This is a genomic window from Kitasatospora sp. NPDC088861 (assembly GCF_044750105.1).
GTDB lineage: Bacteria > Actinomycetota > Actinomycetes > Streptomycetales > Streptomycetaceae > Kitasatospora.
In genome coordinates, this window is the sequence record NZ_JBIVJF010000008.1 from 277216 (window position 1) to 294525 (window position 17310).

General features: G+C 72.9%; 14 protein-coding genes and 1 tRNA gene. 6 read left to right on the top strand and 9 right to left on the bottom strand.

What is annotated here, in order from left to right; all coding sequences use genetic code 11:
* Window positions 1–29: 29 nt before the first annotated feature.
* On the top strand, window positions 30–827 hold the full coding sequence (hisN, locus tag ACIP37_RS17545) for a histidinol-phosphatase (RefSeq protein ID WP_400806462.1): 798 nt from the start codon (window positions 30–32) through the stop codon (window positions 825–827).
* A gap of 84 nt (window positions 828–911) precedes the next feature.
* Here hisN and ACIP37_RS17550 read toward each other — a convergent pair whose 3' ends face one another.
* Window positions 912–2387, bottom strand: coding sequence for a catalase (locus tag ACIP37_RS17550; protein WP_400806464.1), 1476 nt, complete (start codon window positions 2385–2387; stop codon window positions 912–914).
* Between the two features lie 103 nt (window positions 2388–2490).
* Between ACIP37_RS17550 and ACIP37_RS17555 the strand changes: the two genes are divergently transcribed.
* Complete coding sequence (locus ACIP37_RS17555; protein ID WP_063347892.1) at window positions 2491–2910, top strand: Fur family transcriptional regulator; 420 nt, start codon at window positions 2491–2493, stop codon at window positions 2908–2910.
* 45 nt (window positions 2911–2955) lie between these two features.
* Here the strand turns inward: ACIP37_RS17555 and ACIP37_RS17560 are convergent, their stop codons facing one another.
* The 3 genes from ACIP37_RS17560 to ACIP37_RS17570 all read right to left on the bottom strand — a co-directional run bounded on the left by ACIP37_RS17560 (window position 2956) and on the right by ACIP37_RS17570 (window position 8408).
* Window positions 2956–4932, bottom strand: a complete 1977-nt coding sequence (locus ACIP37_RS17560) for a tetratricopeptide repeat protein (RefSeq protein WP_363586984.1) — start codon at window positions 4930–4932, stop codon at window positions 2956–2958.
* A gap of 356 nt (window positions 4933–5288) precedes the next feature.
* A tRNA-Met gene (locus ACIP37_RS17565) sits at window positions 5289–5362 on the bottom strand.
* 76 nt (window positions 5363–5438) lie between these two features.
* Complete coding sequence (locus ACIP37_RS17570) at window positions 5439–8408, bottom strand: UPF0182 family protein (protein WP_400806468.1); 2970 nt, start codon at window positions 8406–8408, stop codon at window positions 5439–5441.
* Between the two features lie 190 nt (window positions 8409–8598).
* Between ACIP37_RS17570 and ACIP37_RS17575 the strand changes: the two genes are divergently transcribed.
* On the top strand, window positions 8599–9180 hold the full coding sequence (locus ACIP37_RS17575) for a PPA1309 family protein (protein ID WP_363586986.1): 582 nt from the start codon (window positions 8599–8601) through the stop codon (window positions 9178–9180).
* Window positions 9181–9246: 66 nt separating this feature from the next.
* On the opposite strand, the gene ACIP37_RS17580 is transcribed toward ACIP37_RS17575, so the two are convergent.
* From ACIP37_RS17580 to ACIP37_RS17595, 4 genes are all read right to left on the bottom strand, one after another.
* A complete protein-coding gene (locus tag ACIP37_RS17580; RefSeq protein ID WP_400806470.1) occupies window positions 9247–10362 on the bottom strand; it encodes a PDZ domain-containing protein in 1116 nt (371 codons plus the stop codon).
* A 42-nt stretch (window positions 10363–10404) separates the two neighbouring features.
* Window positions 10405–10596, bottom strand: coding sequence for a hypothetical protein (locus ACIP37_RS17585; protein ID WP_350879703.1), 192 nt, complete (start codon window positions 10594–10596; stop codon window positions 10405–10407).
* 263 nt (window positions 10597–10859) lie between these two features.
* Window positions 10860–11300, bottom strand: coding sequence for a molybdenum cofactor biosynthesis protein MoaE (locus ACIP37_RS17590; RefSeq protein ID WP_350879704.1), 441 nt, complete (start codon window positions 11298–11300; stop codon window positions 10860–10862).
* A 108-nt stretch (window positions 11301–11408) separates the two neighbouring features.
* Window positions 11409–12557 carry an NAD-dependent epimerase/dehydratase family protein gene (locus tag ACIP37_RS17595; RefSeq protein WP_107452871.1) on the bottom strand — a complete coding sequence of 383 codons (1149 nt, stop codon included), beginning with the start codon at window positions 12555–12557 and terminating at the stop codon, window positions 11409–11411.
* Window positions 12558–12757: 200 nt separating this feature from the next.
* On the opposite strand from ACIP37_RS17595, the gene ACIP37_RS17600 reads away from it, so the two are divergent.
* Window positions 12758–14326 carry a zinc-dependent metalloprotease gene (locus ACIP37_RS17600; protein ID WP_400844072.1) on the top strand — a complete coding sequence of 523 codons (1569 nt, stop codon included), beginning with the start codon at window positions 12758–12760 and terminating at the stop codon, window positions 14324–14326.
* 20 nt (window positions 14327–14346) lie between these two features.
* Complete coding sequence (locus ACIP37_RS17605) at window positions 14347–14910, top strand: NUDIX domain-containing protein (protein ID WP_363586992.1); 564 nt, start codon at window positions 14347–14349, stop codon at window positions 14908–14910.
* 139 nt (window positions 14911–15049) lie between these two features.
* Here ACIP37_RS17605 and ACIP37_RS17610 read toward each other — a convergent pair whose 3' ends face one another.
* The gene (locus ACIP37_RS17610; RefSeq protein WP_371517208.1) at window positions 15050–15706 is read right to left on the bottom strand and encodes a M48 family metallopeptidase; all 657 of its coding nucleotides are present in this window, start codon (window positions 15704–15706) and stop codon (window positions 15050–15052) included.
* Between the two features lie 324 nt (window positions 15707–16030).
* On the opposite strand from ACIP37_RS17610, the gene ACIP37_RS17615 reads away from it, so the two are divergent.
* A complete protein-coding gene (locus ACIP37_RS17615) occupies window positions 16031–17119 on the top strand; it encodes a ThiF family adenylyltransferase (protein WP_363589728.1) in 1089 nt (362 codons plus the stop codon).
* Window positions 17120–17310 lie beyond the last annotated feature (191 nt).

The following is a 17310-nucleotide window of genomic DNA, read 5'->3' on the forward strand; positions in this document are numbered from 1 at the left end:
ATCCGGGCGGGATCGCTAGGGTTTCGGACATGGCCGATTACCACGACGATCTCCGACTCGCCCACGTCCTCGCCGACTCGGCCGACTCGGTCACCCTGGAGCGCTTCCGCGCCCTCGACCTGAAGGTCGAGACCAAGCCCGACCTCACCCCCGTGAGCGACGCCGACAAGGCCGCCGAGGAACTCGTCCGCAGCGTGCTGCAGCGCGCCCGCCCGCGCGACGCGGTGCTCGGCGAGGAGTTCGGCCTCCAGGGCTCCGGCCCGCGCCGCTGGGTGATCGACCCGATCGACGGCACCAAGAACTACATCCGCGGCGTCCCGGTCTGGGCCACCCTGATCGCGCTGCTGGAGGACGGCCCGGACGGCGTCGAGCGCCCGGTGGTCGGCATCGTCTCCGCCCCCGCGCTGCAGCGCCGCTGGTGGGCGGCCAAGGACCTCGGCGCCTACGTCGGCCGCAGCCTCACCAAGGCCTCCCGGATCCACGTCTCCGGCGTCTCCCGGATCGAGGACGCCTCCTTCTCCTACTCCTCGCTCTCCGGCTGGGAGGAGCGCGGCCGCCTCGACCCCTTCCTGGACCTCACCCGCGCCTGCTGGCGCACCCGCGCCTACGGCGACTTCTGGTCCTACATGATGGTGGCCGAGGGCGCGGTCGACATCGCCGCCGAGCCCGAGCTGTCGCTCTGGGACATGGCCGCCAACTGCGTCATCGTCGAGGAGGCCGGCGGCCGCTTCACCGGTCTGGACGGCGTGTCCGGCCCCGGCGGCGCCGACGCCGTCGCCAGCAACGGCATCCTCCACGAGGAGACCCTGCGCCGCCTGAGCGTCTAGGTCCTCCCCGGCCGAACATGGTGCGGGCCCGGTCGACCGGTCCTCCGGTCGACCGGGCCCGCCGCTCATCGGGGCGCGTCCCGGCTACTGCTTGCGCAGCTCCCGGACGGCCGCCTCCAGCCGCTGCCCGTAGTCGGCGTCGGCCTTGCGGAAGTTGTCGACCGCCCGCTCGACGATGTCCTCGCGGTCGGCGGAGACCTTGGCGATGAAGCCGGCCAGGTTGGCGATCAGCCGCTGCTTCTCGTCCTCCGAGAACAGCCGGTACAGGTTGCCGGCCTGCACGAAGTCGTCGTCCTCGGCGTGCGAGGGCGCCTCGTGGTTGCCGGTGGCGCCGGTGACCGCGGTGGCGGCCCACAGCGGGCGGCCGGTCTGCACCGGGCCGCCGAAGCTGTTCGGCTCGTAGTTCTTCTGTCGGCCGTGGCGGCCGTCGTACAGGTGGCCGTCGCGGCTGTTGGTGCGCGCCTCGGTGGCGTGCGGGCGGTTCACCGGCAGGTGGTCGGCGTTGATGCCGACGCGGTAGCGGTGGGCGTCCGCGTACGCGAACAGGCGGCCCTGCAGCATCTTGTCGGGGGACGGGCCGATGCCGGGCACGAAGTGCGACGGGGAGAAGATCGACTGCTCGACCTCGGCGAAGACGTTGTCGGGGTTGCGGTTGAGCTCCAGCCGGCCGATCTCGACCGGCGGGTAGTCGGCGTGCGGCCAGACCTTGGTGAGGTCGAAGGGGTTGAAGCGGTAGTTCGCCGCGTCGGCCGCCGGCATGATCTGGACCTGCACGGTCCAGCTGGGGAACTCGCCGCGCTCGATCGACTCGCGCAGGTCGCGCTGGTGGCTGTCCGGGTCCTCGCCGGCCAGCCGGTTGGCCTCGTCCTGGGTGAGGTTCCTGATGCCCTGGTCGGTCTTGAAGTGGTACTTGACCCAGAAGTGCTCGCCGGCCTCGTTCTGCCACTGGAAGGTGTGCGAGCCGTAGCCGTTGAGGTGGCGGTAGCTGGCCGGGATGCCGCGGTCGCCGAACAGCCAGGTCACCTGGTGGGTGGCCTCGGGCGACAGGCCCCAGAAGTCCCAGACGTTGTCCGCCTCCTGGGAGCCGGTGTACGGGTCGCGCTTCTGGGTGTGGATGAAGTCGGGGAACTTCACGGCGTCCTTGATGAAGAACACCGGGGTGTTGTTGCCGACGAGGTCGTAGTTGCCCTCCTCGGTGTAGAACTTCAGCGCGAAGCCGCGCGGGTCGCGCACCGCGTCGGCCGAGCCGAGGTTGCCGGCCACGGTGGAGAACCGCAGGAAGACCTCGGTCCGCTTGCCGACCTCGGACAGGAACGAGGCCCGGGTGTAGGGCGTCAGGTCGGCGGTCACCGTGAAGGTGCCGTAGGCCGCCGCGCCGCGGGCGTGCACCACGCGCTCCGGGATCCGCTCGCGGTTGAAGTGCGCGAGCTTCTCGAAGAGCTGCTGGTCCTGGATGAGCGCTGGGCCGCCGGGGCCCGCGGTCTCGGTGTTCTGGTTGTCGGCGACGGGGGCACCCGCCTCCGTGGTGAGGGTGGGGCGCAGCTCGTCCTGGGTCGTCATAAGAGGGCCTCCGCGTTATCCGGTCGTGACGACTCGATCCTAACTTGGACTTTGTCCAAGTCAACACTGGAACCAATCTCGGAGCGTGACTTATCCTGTTCCCATGAGCGACCTGCTGGAACGACTTCGCGGACGCGGCTGGCGGCTGACCTCACAGCGCCGGGTCGTGGCCGAGGTCCTCGACGGCGACCACGTGCACCTCACCGCGGACGAGGTGCACGCCCGCGCCGTCGCCCGCCTGCCCGAGATCAGCCGCGCGACCGTCTACAACACCCTCGGCGAACTGGTCGGCCTCGGCGAGGTCCTGGAGGTCGCCACCAACGGACGCGCCAAGCGCTACGACCCCAACGCCCACCGCGCCCACCAGCACCTGGTCTGCTCCGGCTGCGGCGCCATCCGCGACGTCCACCCGCACGGCGACCCGCTCGCCGCCCTCCCGGCCGGCGAACGCTTCGGCTTCACCGTCACCACCGCCGAGGTCACCTACCGCGGCCTCTGCCCGGACTGCACGGGCACGCCGTAACACGGCCCCCAGAAACCGCCGCCCCGGGGGACCTCCGGACACGCCCTACGCGCTCAGCTCCGCGTGCAGCGCGCCCAGCAGGCGCCCGGCCCGCTCCGCCACCTCGGCCGGCCCGTAGTCGGCCGCCCGGCGGCACCAGTTCTCCGCCTGCACCGGCTCCCCCCGGCGCAGCGCCAGCAGTGCCAGGCGCAGCGCCGCCCGCCCGTGCCCGGCGTCGGCCGCCCGGGTGTACCAGAGCATCGCTTGCGCCTCGCGGTCCTGCCGGGCCAGCAGCAGCCCCAGGTTGAAGGCGGCACTGCGGCTGCCGGCCTCGGCCGCCCGCCGGTACCAGCTCTCGGCGATCTCCAGCGCGCCGCGCTCGGCCGCCCGCACCCCCATCCGCACCTGCGCCCGCCGGTGCCCGGCATCGGCCGCCAGCGCGTACCAGTGCTCGGCCTCGGTGTCCGCGTCACCGCGCCGGTCCAGCACCGAGGCCAGCCGGAACGCGCCCTCCGCCGACCCGCCGGACGCCGCCTGCCGGTAGCGCTCCAGCGCGCCGGCCAGGTTGCCCCGCTGCTCCTGGGCGACGGCCAGTTGCAGCGCGGCCTCGCCGTGGCCCTCGGCGGCGGCCCGCGCGTACCACTCCTGGGCCTGCCGCTGCTCGCCGCGCCCGGCGTGCAGCACGCCCAGGTTGAACGCGCCGTCCACGCTGCCGGCCTCGGCCGCCTTGGAGAACCACGGCTCGGCGCCGGTCTCCTCGCCGCGCTGCAACAGCACCACGGCCAGCGCGTTGCAGGCCTCCCGGTGCCCGGCGTACGCGGCCCGGCGGTACCACTGCTCGGCCTGCTGGTCGCGGCCGGTGGCGACGCAGAGCAGGCCGAGGTTGAAGGCGCCGTTCTGGTCGCCCGCGTCCAGGGCGGTGCGGTACCAGTGCTCGGCCTCCTTGGACTCGCCGCGGCCGGCGTGCAGGGCGCCCAGCGCGTTGGCGGCGTTGCCGTCGCCGGCCTCGGCGGCCTCCCGCCACCACTCGGCGGCGGCGGCCAGGTCCCCGGAGTCGCGCAGCAGGAAGCCCAGCGCGCAGGCGGCCCGCGGCTCGCCGTTCTGTGCGGACTGCCGGTACCAGCGGGCGGCCTCCTCCAGCAGCGGCTGGTCGGTGGCGGCACGCTCCTCCAGCAGCACGCCCAGGCGCAGCGCGGCGCGGGCGTGGCCGCGGGCGCCGGCGGTGCGGTACCAGGCCTCGGCGATCTCCTTGTCCCCGGCGGCCTCGCGCATCCGGGCCAGCCGGTAGGCGGCCTCCCGGTGCCCGGCGTCGGCGGAGACCTTGAACCAGCGCTCGGCGCGCACGTCGCGCCGGTGCTCCATCAGGTCGCCCAGCGCGTAGGCGCCGAGCGGGTGGCCGTGGTCGGCGGCGAAGTGCAGCCAGTACTCGGCGGCCTCCTCCTCGCCCTGGTCGCGCAGTTGGAGCCCGAGCGCGTGCGCGGCGGGGGCGCTGCCGGCCACCGCGGCCTGGCGCCACCACTGGGCGGCCTCGGCGCGGTGGCCCTGCTGGTGCAGCAGCACGCCGAGGTTGTTGGCGGCGGCGCGCGTCCCGGCGGCCGCGGCGGCGCGCAGGTAGGGCTCGGCGTCCTCCAGGTCGCCGCGGCGCAGCAGCAGGGTGCCGAGCCGGCTGGCGGCGTCCGGGTCGCCGTCGTCGGCGGCCTGCCGGTGGCGGGCCTCCAGCGCGGCGCTCTCGCGGGCGGCCAGCGCGGTCTCGAAGCTGGTGGTGTCCAGGCCGGCCGGGTCGAGTGCGGCGGCGTTCGGGCCGTCGGCGGCGGCGCCGTCGGGCCCGTACGGGCGGACGGCGTCGGCGAACTGACGGGTGGGCACGCGGACCAGGCTGTCGGGGCCGTAGCCGGCGACCGGGGGGCGCTCGGACAGGCCGCTGGTGCGCTGGGCGGGCAGGGCTCCGGGGCGGCTCTCGGGGCTCTCCGCCCAGGCGTCGGTGTCCGCCTCGGTGGCCGCCGCGGACTTGGTGCCTGACCCGTTCTTGCCGATCAGCCTCATGCCGACTCCCGCTCCCCCAGAGTGTCGCGGCATCGTGCCCCGGCCCGCGGCCGGGGGGACCCCCAGGGGAGGTACCGGAACCGACGGCCGGTCAGCAGCCGCGCACCGTCCCCCATGTGTCCCATCGTCGCACCACCCGCAACCCGCGTACACCTGCCCCGGCCGAATTCGGGCGGGGCCGACCCGAAGCCGACGAAATTGCTTCGGCGCTTTGTCGATTTCCCGACACTCGGGCCCCACAAACCCCGTGCCGTCGTCGTTGGCGACGGTTGATGGTACCGGAGCGGTTCCCACCGCTTCGGGGGAAAAACGCCAGAGGCCCGGAGGAAGAATCCTCCGGGCCTCTGGCCACTGAGTAGCGGGGACAGGATTTGAACCTGCGACCTCTGGGTTATGAGCCCAGCGAGCTACCGAGCTGCTCCACCCCGCGTCGGTAGTTGAACCATAGCACGGGTGCGGGGTGGAACAGGAATCGGTTGCCGCAGCTCAGCGGGCTACGGCTGCGGCTACGGCTGCCCGGACGGCGATCCGGTCGGCGTCGCACCCGGGGTCGCACCCGGCGTCGGGGCCTGCACCGGGCTCCCGCCGCGGGCCGCCTCGGCCGCCTTCAGCGCATCGCCCAGCGCCTTCTGGGCGTTGCCGTAGGCCACCCAGTCGCCGTTCTTGAACGCGGTCTGGCTGTCGTTGTACGCCTTCTCCGCGTCCCCGAGCGCCTTCTGCAGCTCCGGCGAGATCGTCCCGCCCGGCGTCGCCGTCCCCGGACCGGTCGACGTCCCCGGATTGGTGGGCGTCCCCGGGTTGTTCGGCGTGGACGGCGCGGTCGGCGTGGTCCCCGGGGCCGCCCCGGCGAACACCTTCTTCAGCGCGTCCTCCAGGGTGTTCTCGAACGCCACGTTGTCGTTCCCGTACACCGCCAGCACCTTCTGCAGCGTCGGGTACTTGGCGCCGCGTCCGCGCACGTACACCGGCTCGACGTTGAGCAGCCCGCCGCCGACCGGCAGGGTCAGCAGGTTGCCGTACTCCAGCTCGGTGTCACCGCCGCTCTTCAGCGCGAAGATCTGCGAGGCCACCTCCTGCCGGGAGTTGAACGTCGACTGCACCAGGCCCGGGCCGGGGGCGCTGTTGTCCCCCGAGATCTTCAGGATGCGGATCTTCCCGTAGTCCGGTCCCGGATCGGCGTTGACGGCCATGAACGCGGCCAGGTTCGGGCGGCCGTTGGGCACGAAGGTCGTGGTCAGCGAGAAGCTCGCCGAGGTGACCTGCGGGTCCGGCATCCGCACCGTCACGTAGTACGGCGGCTGGACCTGCTTGGTGTCGCTGGTCGGGTCGACCGGGATCTGCCAGATGTCGCTGCCGTTGAAGAAGGAGTTGGCGTCGGTCACGTGGTACTGGCCGAGCAGGTCGCGCTGCACCTTGAACATGTCCTGCGGGTAGCGCAGGTGCGGCAGCAGCGTGCCCGGGATGTCCGCCTTCGGCTCGACGGTGCCGGGGAACGCCTTCATCCAGGTCTTCAGCACCGGGTCCTGGTCGTCCCACTGGTAGAGCTTCACCTCGCCGGTGTAGGCGTCCACCGTGGCCTTGACCGAGTTGCGGATGTAGTTGACCTGGTTGGCGACGGTCAGCAGCTCACCGCGCTGGTTGGTCAGCGAGTCCTTGGTCGCGGTGCCCAGCGTCGTCTTCGACGAGAACGGGTAGCCGTCCGAGGTGGTGTAGCCGTCCAGCACCCAGACCACCCGGCCGTCCTGCACCACCGGGTACGCGTCGGCGTCGATCGACAGCCACGGGGCGACCTTCTCCACCCGCTCCTTCGGCGTCCGGTTGTAGATCACCTTCGCGCCGTCGGTGATCGCCCCCGCGTACAGGATCTGCGGCTCGGCGAAGCGCACCGCGTACGCGGCCCGGGTGATCGGGTTGTCCAGCGAGACACCGCTGTTGCCGGTGTAGGTGTACTCCTTGTTCTCGCCGGTCTTGGTGGTGTAGTCGATCTCCTTGTTCGAGCCGCCGACGATCGAGTACGACGTCGTCTTCTCGCCGTAGTAGATCCGCTGCTGGTAGTCGCCCAGCGCGCCGGTGGCCGGCAGGCCGGACTCGGTGAACACCGGCTCGCCCTTGTCGCTGACCTGGTTGCCCTTGGCGACGACCGCGCCGTAGCCGTGGGTGTACTTGAAGTGGTCGTTGATCCAGTTGCGCTGCACGCCGTTGAGGTCCAGCTCGCGCAGGCCGATCACGGTGTCCTGCTTGTCCGTGCCGGAGCCGTAGCGGTCCACGTCCAGGGTGTTCGGGAAGGCGTAGTAGTTGCGCTGCTGCTCGATCGATTGGAAGGTCGGCGAGACGACGTTCGGGTCCAGCAGCCGGATGTCGGAGATGGTCTGCGCGTCCGGCTTGAGCGCCTCGGCCGTCGTCGACCCCTGCGGGCTGTACTGGGTGGTCTGCGCGTCCGCGATCCCGTACGCCTGCCGCGTCGCGTCGATGTTCTTCTGGATGTACGGCGTTTCCTTGGCCTGCTCGTTCGGCTTGACCTGGAACTGCTGCACGATCGCCGGGTACAGCCCGCCGATCAGCACCGCCGACAGCACCATCAGCCCCAGCCCGATCAGGGCCGGCGCCCAGGTGCGGCGCACCGGCGTCAGGAAGAACAGCAGCGCGCAGATGATCGCCACGAAGAACAGGATCGTCTTGGCCGGCAGGAACGCGTTGGCGTCCACGTAGCGCAGGCCGGTCCAGCCGGAGACCCCCTTGTAGGAGCCGGTCTTCACCGCCAGCGCGTACCGGTCCAGCCAGTACGCCACCGCCTTCAGCAGCACGAACACGCCCAGCAGCACCGCCAGGTGCCCCTGCGCGCCCGCGCTCGCCCGACGGCCCGGGCCCTGCAGCCGCAGCCCCCCGTACAGGTAGTGCACCAGCGCCGAGGTCAGCAGCGAGACGATCACCGCGCTGAACGCGAAGCCCAGCACGAACTCGTAGAACGGGAGGTCGAAGGCGTAGAACGAGACGTCCATGCCGAACTGGGCGTCCTTCTCGCCGAAGGGCGTCGCGTTCGTCCACATCAGCCAGGTCCGCCACTGGCCGGACGCCGCGGCGCCCGCCACCAGGCCGATCACCAGCGAGACCCCGATCAGCGCCCAGCGCTTGAACGGCGCCAGGCCCGACCGGTAGCGGTCCAGGCTCTGCTGCTCGACCGACATCGCCGACAGCGGCGGCCGCAGCCGGTGCGCCAGCCAGACGTTGAAGCCGACGATCACCGCCATCAGCAGGCCGAACACCGCGAACAGGCCGATCTTCGTCCACAGCTGCGTGGTGAACACCGAGGAGTAACGGACGGATCTGAACCACAGCCAGTCCGTCCAGAACCCGGCGAACATGACGAACAGCAGGAACAGCACCGCGAGCACGCCCAGGGTCAGCAGGGCCACCCGCGCCCGCCGGGAGGGCGGCCCTACCCTGCGCCGGAAACCCGGCCCTGAGCGTTCCGGCATCTGGAATACCACGGTGGCACCTCAGCTGTGTCGTCTGGAGTCAGTCGGTCTTCAGGGAAACTTAACCAGGCTTTGGCCGAGTTCCCACCGTTAGCAGACGGTTACGACGCCGTTCCCCGTCCCGGCCGCTCCCCGGCCCACCGGCGGCGCCCGGCGCCCGGGCCCCCGCCCGGCGTGTGAGGATTGAGGCATGTCCGACGCGTCCAATGCACTCAACACCCCCGGCTCCCCCGACGACGTCTCCAAGCTCCCCGCCGCCACCCCGCTCACCCGGGCCGCGCTGGAGATCGACGAGTACGCCGCCACGCTCGGCTGGGACCTCCCGGCCCGGCTGTTCGCCCTGGTGGACAGCACCGCCCTGCGCAAGGCCGACCCGAAGATCGCCGCCCAGCTCGGCCTCGGCGACGACGACACGGCCGGCCTCACCCCGGTCGAGCAGGACGAGCTGCCGGCCGGCATGGAGCTGGACAAGTTCCTCGGCACCATCGCCTGGCCCGACGCGGTGGTCGGCTGCGCCCTGGTCGTCGAGCGCCTGATGCTGCCTCCGGGCTCCGAGCAGACCCGCCCGCGCAACGCCAGCGACGCCCAGCTCGCCGAGTGGGTGGCCAACCACCCCAAGCGCGAGGAGGTGCGGATCACCGCCGCCGTGCTGCGCAACGGCAAGAAGGAGATCGCGCTGCGGCTGCGCTCCAAGGACGTCGCCCGCGAGGTGCTGACCGGCCCGGACCTGGTGCCCGGCCTGACCGCGGCGCTGCTGGCGACCTTCTCGTAGCCCCCGGCCGCCCCGGCGGCACCCCTTCACGTTCACCGCACTACGTCACGGCATTACTTCACGGCACTACTTCACGGCGCAGGACGGCAGCGCGGAGGTCTGCCCGGAGCGGATCTGCTCCAGCGACTTCAGCGCGCCGTCCAGCGTGTCCGTCTTGATCAGGTTCAGCCCGGACGGGACGTTCTTGGTCGCCTCGGCGCAGTTCGAGGACGGGGTGAAGAAGTACTCGGCGCCGGCGTCCCGGGCGGCGATCAGCTTCATCGATATCCCGCCGATCGGGCCGACCTTGCCGTCGTCGTCGATGGTGCCGGTACCCGCCACGAACCGGCCGCCGGTGAGGTCGCCGCCGGGGGTGAGCTTGTCGATGATGCCGAGCGAGAACATCAGTCCGGCGCTCGGCCCGCCGACGTCCTGGAGGCCGATGTCGATCTGGAACGGGTAGGTGTGCCGGATCGTGGTGCCGATGCCGACCACCGCGAGTTCCGCCCGCTCGGCCGGGGCCTTCGGGTCGAGGTCCTTGGCCCGCACGGTGGGGACGGTGACGTCGGTCCGGTCCCCCGGGTTGGCGCCGCCGTTGCCGGTCGCGTCCTTGACCCGCGGGACCACGGTGAAGACCACCGACTCACCCGGCTTGTGCCTGGTGACCGCGGCCACCACCTGCTCGGTCGTGCTGACCGGCGTGCCGTCGACGGCCACGATCTGGTCGCCCGCGTGCAGCCGGCCCTCCGCCGGAGCCCCCGCCGTGACCGATTTGATGATCAGCTCGGTGCCGACCGGGATGCCCATCTGGTTGAGCGCGGCGGTGCGGGCGCTGTCCTCGGAGGAGGCGAACTCCTCGGCGTTCTGCTTCTTGGCGTCGGCGTCCGTCTGCCCCTTCGGGTAGACGTTGTCGTGCGGCACGACCATCACGTCGTCGCGCAGCCACCCGACCACCGCGTTGACCAGGCTGGGCTCGTACTTGGCCCCGGTGACCTGGACGGTGGTCATGTTGAGGTGCCCGGTGGTCGGGTACGAGTCGCGCCCGGTGATGGTGATCACCGACTTGCCCCCCTGGTTGCCGAGCGTGTTGTACGTCGGCCCCGGACTCATCTCCGTGTACGGCACCTTCATCAGCACCGAGACGCAGAGCAGCGCTATGAGCAGCAGGGTGGCAGCGAGCATCGTCGCGGAGCGGCGTGGCATGCCTCGACAGTACGGGACGCGGATGAGCGGGCGCCCCCCGGGCTAGCGGCCGGAACCGTCCTCGGAGGCGGCGCTTCCGGCGGTGGTGCGTTCCATCGCGGCCATGAAGCGCCGGTGCTCGGCGAGCGAGGCCGGGTCCCCCGTGGCTCTCGGGGCACGCTGGGCCCAGCCCGCCCACAGGGCGGCGAGCAGGACGGCGATGACCGGAATGATCAACCAGGCGAGCGCACCCATATCAGTACTCCCAGCTCGTCGTGTCTATGAGCAGATTAACCACTCCGGCGGACAACGCGGCCGGCGCCGTCCGGGTTACGGGACGGCCGATCGGCTCACTGCCAGGGAGTATTCGGCCCACTGACCCAGACCCGTTCGAGTGAGAGCCCGGCCCGCCCGGCATGCTCGTCGCATTCCGTGCGCAGGTGGCCACTCTCCGCAGCCAATCGCCCTTTTCGGGTCCGTCCCGGTCCGATCCGGTCCGATCCACAGGGGCACCCGGGTCAGCAACTGCCGGCGCCGACCCACTCCTCCTCGCCGTCGGTGAAGACCTGGTGCTTCCAGATCGGCACCTCGTGCTTGAGGTCGTCGATCAGCCGCCGGGCGGCCGCGAAGGCCTCGCCCCGGTGGGCGCAGGACACGGCGACGATCACCGCCTTGTCGGTGATCTCCAGCCGGCCGACCCGGTGCACCGCGGCCAGCGCCCGCACCGGGAAGTCGGCGACGACCTTCTCGGCGATCCGGCGCATCTCCTGCTCGGCGGTGGGGTGGCAGCTGTATTCCAGCGCGGTGACCGACTTGCCGCCGTCGTGGTCGCGGACCGTCCCGACGAAGACGGTCGTCCCGCCGGCCGCGTCGTCGCCGACCGCCTCGTACACCTCGTCCAGCGAGAGCGGGGTGTCGCGGATGGCGAGCAGGCGGATGGGGTCGTGGTTCTCGGACATGCCCCCATGATTCCCCATCCCGGGTGGTTTGAGGCAAGCAGGTTCCGCATCACGATGGCGGGATTCCGCATCGTGAGAAAACCTGCCCGTCCCTCGGGGCCGCCGGTCTCAGAAGCGGCGCCGCTTGCGGGCCCGGCGCACCAGCGCGGCCGTACCGACCAGCGCCACCGTAGCCCCGGCCGCCCCCAGGCTGGTCGCGGCCTCCTTGCCGCCCAGCCGGCGCCCGGCCACCGCGTGCTTCCCGGCGACCTGGCCCAGCAGCTCGGCCAGCACCTGCTCGTTGCTGTGCTCCGGACGCCAGCCCGCCTCGTGCAGCCGGCTGCCGGACACCACCCACGGGTACATCGTGTAGGCCAGGTCCCCCGCCGGGGCCGGGGTCAGGCCCAGCCGGTGCAGCCGGGCCGCGGTGCCCAGCGCCAGCGAGGCCGGCAACTCCATCCGCCGGATCCCCGACAGCCGCTCCACGTCCTCCTGCTCCAGCCAGCCGTCACAGCCGACCGTCACCTCGCCCTCCACCAGGCCCAGCGCCGCGTACTCCAGCGCCGCCGCCAGGTCGTCCACGTGGCAGAACTGCCAGCACGGGCGGGAACCGGCCACCACCAGCAGCCTCGGCGCCTCGAAGTGCCGGGTCAGCACGGTGTCCACGCCGGGGCCGACCACCACCGCCGGACGCAGCACCGTCACCTGCAGCCCCGGGTGGGCGCGCGGCGCCCTGCGGGCCAGGCGCTCGATCTCCAGCAGGTCCCCGACCAGCGAGGCCTCCTCGGTCGCCCGCAGCTCGGAGTCCTCGGCCAGCGGCACCTCGTTGTCGGCCAGCGCGCCGTAGACCATCGCGGAGGTGCAGAGCACCACCCGGTGCACCCCGGCGGCCGCGGCCGCCGTCAGCACGGTCTGCGCGCCGCGCACGTTGTAGGCGCTGCGGGCGCGCGGATCCGACTCCATGCCGAAGTCCATCGCCAGGTGCACCACCACGTCCACCCCGGACAGCCGCTCGGCCACCGCGGGGTCGCGCACGTCCAGCACCCGCCACTGCACACCCGGCACCTCACCGCGCCGGTCGTCCACCGCCAGCACCCTGCGCACGTGCGGCGAGGCGACCAGACGGGCCGCGACCCGTTCGCCGATCACGCCGGCGGCACCGGTGACGGCCACGGTCAGCGGCCGTCCGCCGTAGGCTGGAGGCGGCGACGCCGTGATGTCCGGGGCGTCCTCGTCTCCGGTCAGCCCAGAGCGAACGTCCGAAGGCGGGGAACTCACCGACCATCCTCCACGGTTAGCTTATGTGCGTACGGACGTGTGTCACGTACGTCCATCCTGCCCGAGGCGAAGGCCCGGCGGTGCACCCGGCGCGGGCCTGCCGCACTGGAGCCGCCCACGAGTCCCCCACTCCGCTGGTGCCCCGGGCGGGCAGCACTTCCCGCCACACCCGTATGACGGCCGACCGGATCGAGGACCCCGTGAGCGACCTTCCCTTCGGATTCGGCGTTCCGCCCGAGGAGCCCGAGGACGGCAAGGCCAAGCCCGACAACGAGCAGCAGAAGAAGGACCAGGGCTCCGCAGGCTCCGACCAGAGCGGCGCGCAGCCGTTCGGCTTCGGCGCCGGCAACCCGTTCGGCGCGCTGTTCGGCATGCCCGGCGGCGGAGCCCCGGGCGGCCCCGGCGGGGCCGACAACCCGTTCGCCGCGATGTTCGGCGGCCTCAACCCCAACGACCTCGGCAGCGCGTTCCAGCAGCTCGGGCAGATACTCTCGTTCGAGGGCGGCCCGGTGAACTGGGACCTCGCCAAGAACATCGCCCGCCAGAGCGTCGTCGCCGAACCCGCCGAGGGCAAGAGCAAGGACCGCTCGGTCAGCGCCGCCGAGCACTCCGCCGTCGCCGAGGCCGTCCGGCTCGCCGACCTGTGGCTCGACGGCGCCACCGAGTTTCCCTCCGGCGCCGGCACCGCCGTCGCCTGGAGCCGCGCCGAGTGGATCGAGGCCACCCTCCCGGTCTGGAAGGACCTCGTCGACCCGGTCGCCGAGCGGGTCGGCAACGCCATGGGCGGCGTCCTGCCCGAGGAGATGCAGGCCATGGCCGGCCCGCTGATGGGCATGATGCGCTCGATGGGCGGCGCCATGTTCGGCACCCAGATCGGCCAGGCGCTCGGCGCCCTCGCCGCCGAGGTGGTCGGCTCCGCCGACGTCGGCCTGCCGCTCGCCCCGGCCGGCAAGGCCGCACTGCTGCCGCAGAACGTCGCCGAGTTCGGCGAGGGCCTCAACGTGCCCGCCGACGAAGTCCGGCTCTACCTCGCCCTGCGCGAGGCCGCCCACCAGCGGCTCTTCGCCCACGTGCCGTGGCTGCGGGCCCACCTGCTCGGCGCCGTCGAGGCCTACGCCCGCGGCATCAAGGTCGACACCTCCCGGATGGAGGAACTCGTCGGCCAGCTCGACCCGAACAACCCGGAGGCGCTCCAGGAGGCACTGGCCGGCGGGCTGCTCCAGCCCGAGGACACCCCCGAGCAGAAGGCCGCGCTCGCCCGCCTGGAGACCGCGCTCGCGCTGCTCGAAGGCTGGGTCGACGCGGTCGTGCACGCCGCCGCCGAACCGCACCTGCCGCAGGCCGGCGCGCTGCGCGAGACCGTCCGCCGCCGCCGCGCCGCCGGCGGGCCCGCCGAGCAGACCTTCGCCACCCTGGTCGGCCTGGAGCTGCGCCCGCGCCGGCTGCGCGACGCCGCCCGGCTGTGGGCGCTGCTCGCCGACGCGCGCGGCATCGAGGGCCGCGACGCGCTCTGGCAGCACCCGGACATGCTGCCCACCGCCGCCGACCTGGACGACCCGGACGCCTTCGTGCACCGGGGCACCGGCGACCTGGAGGGCGGCCTCGACTTCGACGCGATCGACAAGCTGCTCGGCGAGGCCGCCGCGGGCGGCACCGCCGCCAAGCCGGACCTCACCAAGAACGACGGGCCGGCGAAGAGCGAGGAGCCGAAGCGGGACGGCGACGGCGACGGCGACGGCACCGACGGAAAGGGCGAGCCCACCGCATGACGGCCACCGACACCGGGGCGATGTCCCTGCACGCGGACGCCGTGCGCACCCTGACCGGGTGGCGCCCCGCCGACGAGGAGCAGGACCGGCTGCGGCTCGACTACCTGGCGCACCTGGCCGAGCAGCCCGAGGGCCTGTACCGGTCCTGCCTGCCCGCGCACATCACCGCGAGCGCGGCGGTCGTCGACCCGGCGGCCGGGCGGGTGCTGCTCACCCTGCACCCCAAGGTCGGCATCTGGCTGCAGATGGGCGGGCACTGCGAGCCCGACGACCGGGACCTCGCGTCGGCGGCGCTGCGGGAGGCCGTCGAGGAGTCCGGCATCCCCGACCTGGCCCTGCTGGAGCTGGACGGCGTCCCGGTGCCGGCCAAGCTGGACCGGCACCGGGTCCGCTGCACCGGCAAGGACCGGCCGGAGAACACCCACCTGGACGTCCAGTACATCGCGGTGGCACCGGCCGGTGCGCAGGCGCTGATCAGCGAGGAGTCGCTGGACCTGCGCTGGTTCGACTACGACCGGCTGCCGGAGCTGACCGACCACTCGGTGCGGGACCTGGTGGCACGGGCCCGCCGGCTGACCAGCTGAGGTGAAACGCGAAGAGGGGGCGCGGGCCGATCGGCCCGCGCCCCCTCTTTTCGTTCCCCGCATCGTTCCCCGCATCGTTCCCCGCGTCGTTCTCCTCGCCACCCTCTCCGCCGCCGCCTCCCGGCCGGGCGTCAAGCCGTCAGCCGCAGGAACAGGCCGGATCGGCATCCCGGTCGGCGTGCCGGGCGCCGGGGATGTGCGGCAGCCGGGCCGCCGAGACCACGCCCTCCAGGTAGCCGCGGGCCCGTTCCGTCCGGGGGTAGGCCTCCAGCAGGGCCCAGAACGCCGGGCCGTGGTCCGGCACCAGCAGGTGGGCGAGCTCGTGCAGCAGCACGTAGTCCAGGACGTACTCCGGCATGCCCTGCAGACGGTGGGAGAGGCGGATCGTCCCCTCGCTGGGGGTGCACGAGCCCCAGCGCGAGTTCTGGTTGGTGACCCAGCGGACCTGGGCGGGCCGGGCGCGATCGCCCAGGTAGGCGGCCGACAGCCCGCGCGCCCGGTCCATCAGCGCGTCGTCGCCGAGGATCCGGCGGCTCTCCTGGGCGGCGAGCTTCTCCAGCATCTGCGCGACCCAGCGCTGCTCCTCGGCGTGCGACATCCGGGCCGGGATCAGCACGATCGTGCGGTCGCCCTCGCGGTAGGCGGAGACGGTGCGGCTGCGACGGGCGCTGCGGCGCACTTCCACCCGGCCGCGGTCGTGCGGCTCCGGTGGCGCGGCGGCGGGTGGGTGTTGCGGCGACGCGGGCCTCGCCTGCTGATCCTGGTCCCGACGCCCACGCGTGCTGGGCGCCGCCACTTGCGACCCGGACGCTGCACGGGCACGCCGACGCGACGCCGGTGGATGGGAGTCCCGCTCGGCTGCCATGGCACACGACGTTACCCGGTACCACGGACAGAAGTCCGGTGCCGTGGCCGAAATCTTTCATGGAGTGATCGGGAACGAAAAGTCGACGGCGGGTGTCCGGAAACCGGCGCCGGAGCGGATGCGCGGTTATCCACAGGGTCTGCGAACAGATGATGTGATCATGAGCCTGGGCCTGTGGATAACTTTGCGCACGACGTCGGCGCGATGGGGCATGCTGCGGTCAGCCGTCCGGAAACGATCGGAAGGGAGATCGCCGTGCGCCTCGTACTGAAGCCCGCCCTGTCCCGCAGCTGGCGGGACTCCGACACCCTGCAGTTCGGGACCATCACCCGCTACGCCGGGGTACTCGGCCAGGCCGACAAGACCCTCTGCGACTTCCTCGGCCTGGTCGACGGGACCAGGGACCGCCCCGAACTGCTGGAGGCCGGCGAGCAGCTCGGCCTCGGCCGGGAGCCCGCCGACGCACTGCTGACCGACCTGGAGGAGACCGGGTTACTGGACGACGCGGAGGCGGCCGGCACCGCACTGGCCCGCTTCCCCCAGCCCCACCGGGACCTGCTCGGCCCCGACCTCGCCTCGCTGTCCCTGGTCCACTCCGGCCCCGGCGCCGCACCGGCCGTCCTGGCCCGGCGGGCAGGCGCCCGGATCGAGGTCCGCGGCGCGGGCCGGGTGGGCGCCGCCGTGGCGGCCGTGCTCTCGGCCGGCGGGGCGGGCACGGTCACCGTGGTGGACGGCGGCCGGGTGCGCCCCGGGGACTGCTCCCCGGCAGGACTGCCGCCGGGGGACGTCGGGCGGCTGCGGTTGACGGCCGCCCGGGAGGCCGTGCAACGGGCGGCGGGCCGACCACTGGTGCCCGTGCCCCGGCGAAAGCCCGACGGGCCGCCGCCCGACCTGGTGGTGCTCGCGCCCCGGGACGGGAGCGGGGCGTTCGCCGGCGGGACGTACGAGGCCCGACTGCTGCTCCGGGCCGGGGTGCCGCACCTGTACGTCGGAGTGGTCGAGGAGTTCGGGGTGGTCGGGCCCCTGGTGCTGCCAGGGGTGTCGGCCTGCGGACACTGCCTGGTCCTGCGCCGGGAGGACGAGGACGCCGCCTGGCCCCGGATCCTGGCCCAGCTGGCGGACGGCGGGCCCGGCCGGGCGCGCACCCCGGCCTGCGACACGGCCCTGGCCACGATGGTGGCCGGCCTGGCGGCGCTGCACGTCCAGGTCCACCTGGACGGCGGGCGGCCCCCGAGCGTGGACGGGTGGTGCGAGGTGTCGGCCGGCGAAGGGATGCCACGACGTCTGCGACTGCGCGGACACCCGGACTGCGGGTGCCTCTGGCAGCCGCAGCCACCGAGGTGAGGAGGAGAGGAACCTGCCGGGCGCGGGCCTGGCCGAGGAGAGAACCTACCGGGCGCGGGCCCGGCGGCTGCGAGGCTCGGCAGCCGCCCGGCCCCACGCCACGGCGGACCGGGCCGGCGCCCGGCCAGGTGAGCCCATGGCCAGGTGAGCCCATGGCCAGGTGAGCCCATGGCCAGGTGAGCCCATGGCCC

Coding starts and splice junctions, on each gene's coding strand:
- hisN (WP_400806462.1), top strand. CDS start 30: ATGGCCGATTACCACGACGATCTCCGACTCGCCCACGTCCTCGCCGAC.
- ACIP37_RS17550 (WP_400806464.1), bottom strand. CDS start 2,387: ATGACGACCCAGGACGAGCTGCGCCCCACCCTCACCACGGAGGCGGGT.
- ACIP37_RS17555 (WP_063347892.1), top strand. CDS start 2,491: ATGAGCGACCTGCTGGAACGACTTCGCGGACGCGGCTGGCGGCTGACC.
- ACIP37_RS17560 (WP_363586984.1), bottom strand. CDS start 4,932: ATGAGGCTGATCGGCAAGAACGGGTCAGGCACCAAGTCCGCGGCGGCC.
- ACIP37_RS17570 (WP_400806468.1), bottom strand. CDS start 8,408: ATGCCGGAACGCTCAGGGCCGGGTTTCCGGCGCAGGGTAGGGCCGCCC.
- ACIP37_RS17575 (WP_363586986.1), top strand. CDS start 8,599: ATGTCCGACGCGTCCAATGCACTCAACACCCCCGGCTCCCCCGACGAC.
- ACIP37_RS17580 (WP_400806470.1), bottom strand. CDS start 10,362: ATGCCACGCCGCTCCGCGACGATGCTCGCTGCCACCCTGCTGCTCATA.
- ACIP37_RS17585 (WP_350879703.1), bottom strand. CDS start 10,596: ATGGGTGCGCTCGCCTGGTTGATCATTCCGGTCATCGCCGTCCTGCTC.
- ACIP37_RS17590 (WP_350879704.1), bottom strand. CDS start 11,300: ATGTCCGAGAACCACGACCCCATCCGCCTGCTCGCCATCCGCGACACC.
- ACIP37_RS17605 (WP_363586992.1), top strand. CDS start 14,347: ATGTCCCTGCACGCGGACGCCGTGCGCACCCTGACCGGGTGGCGCCCC.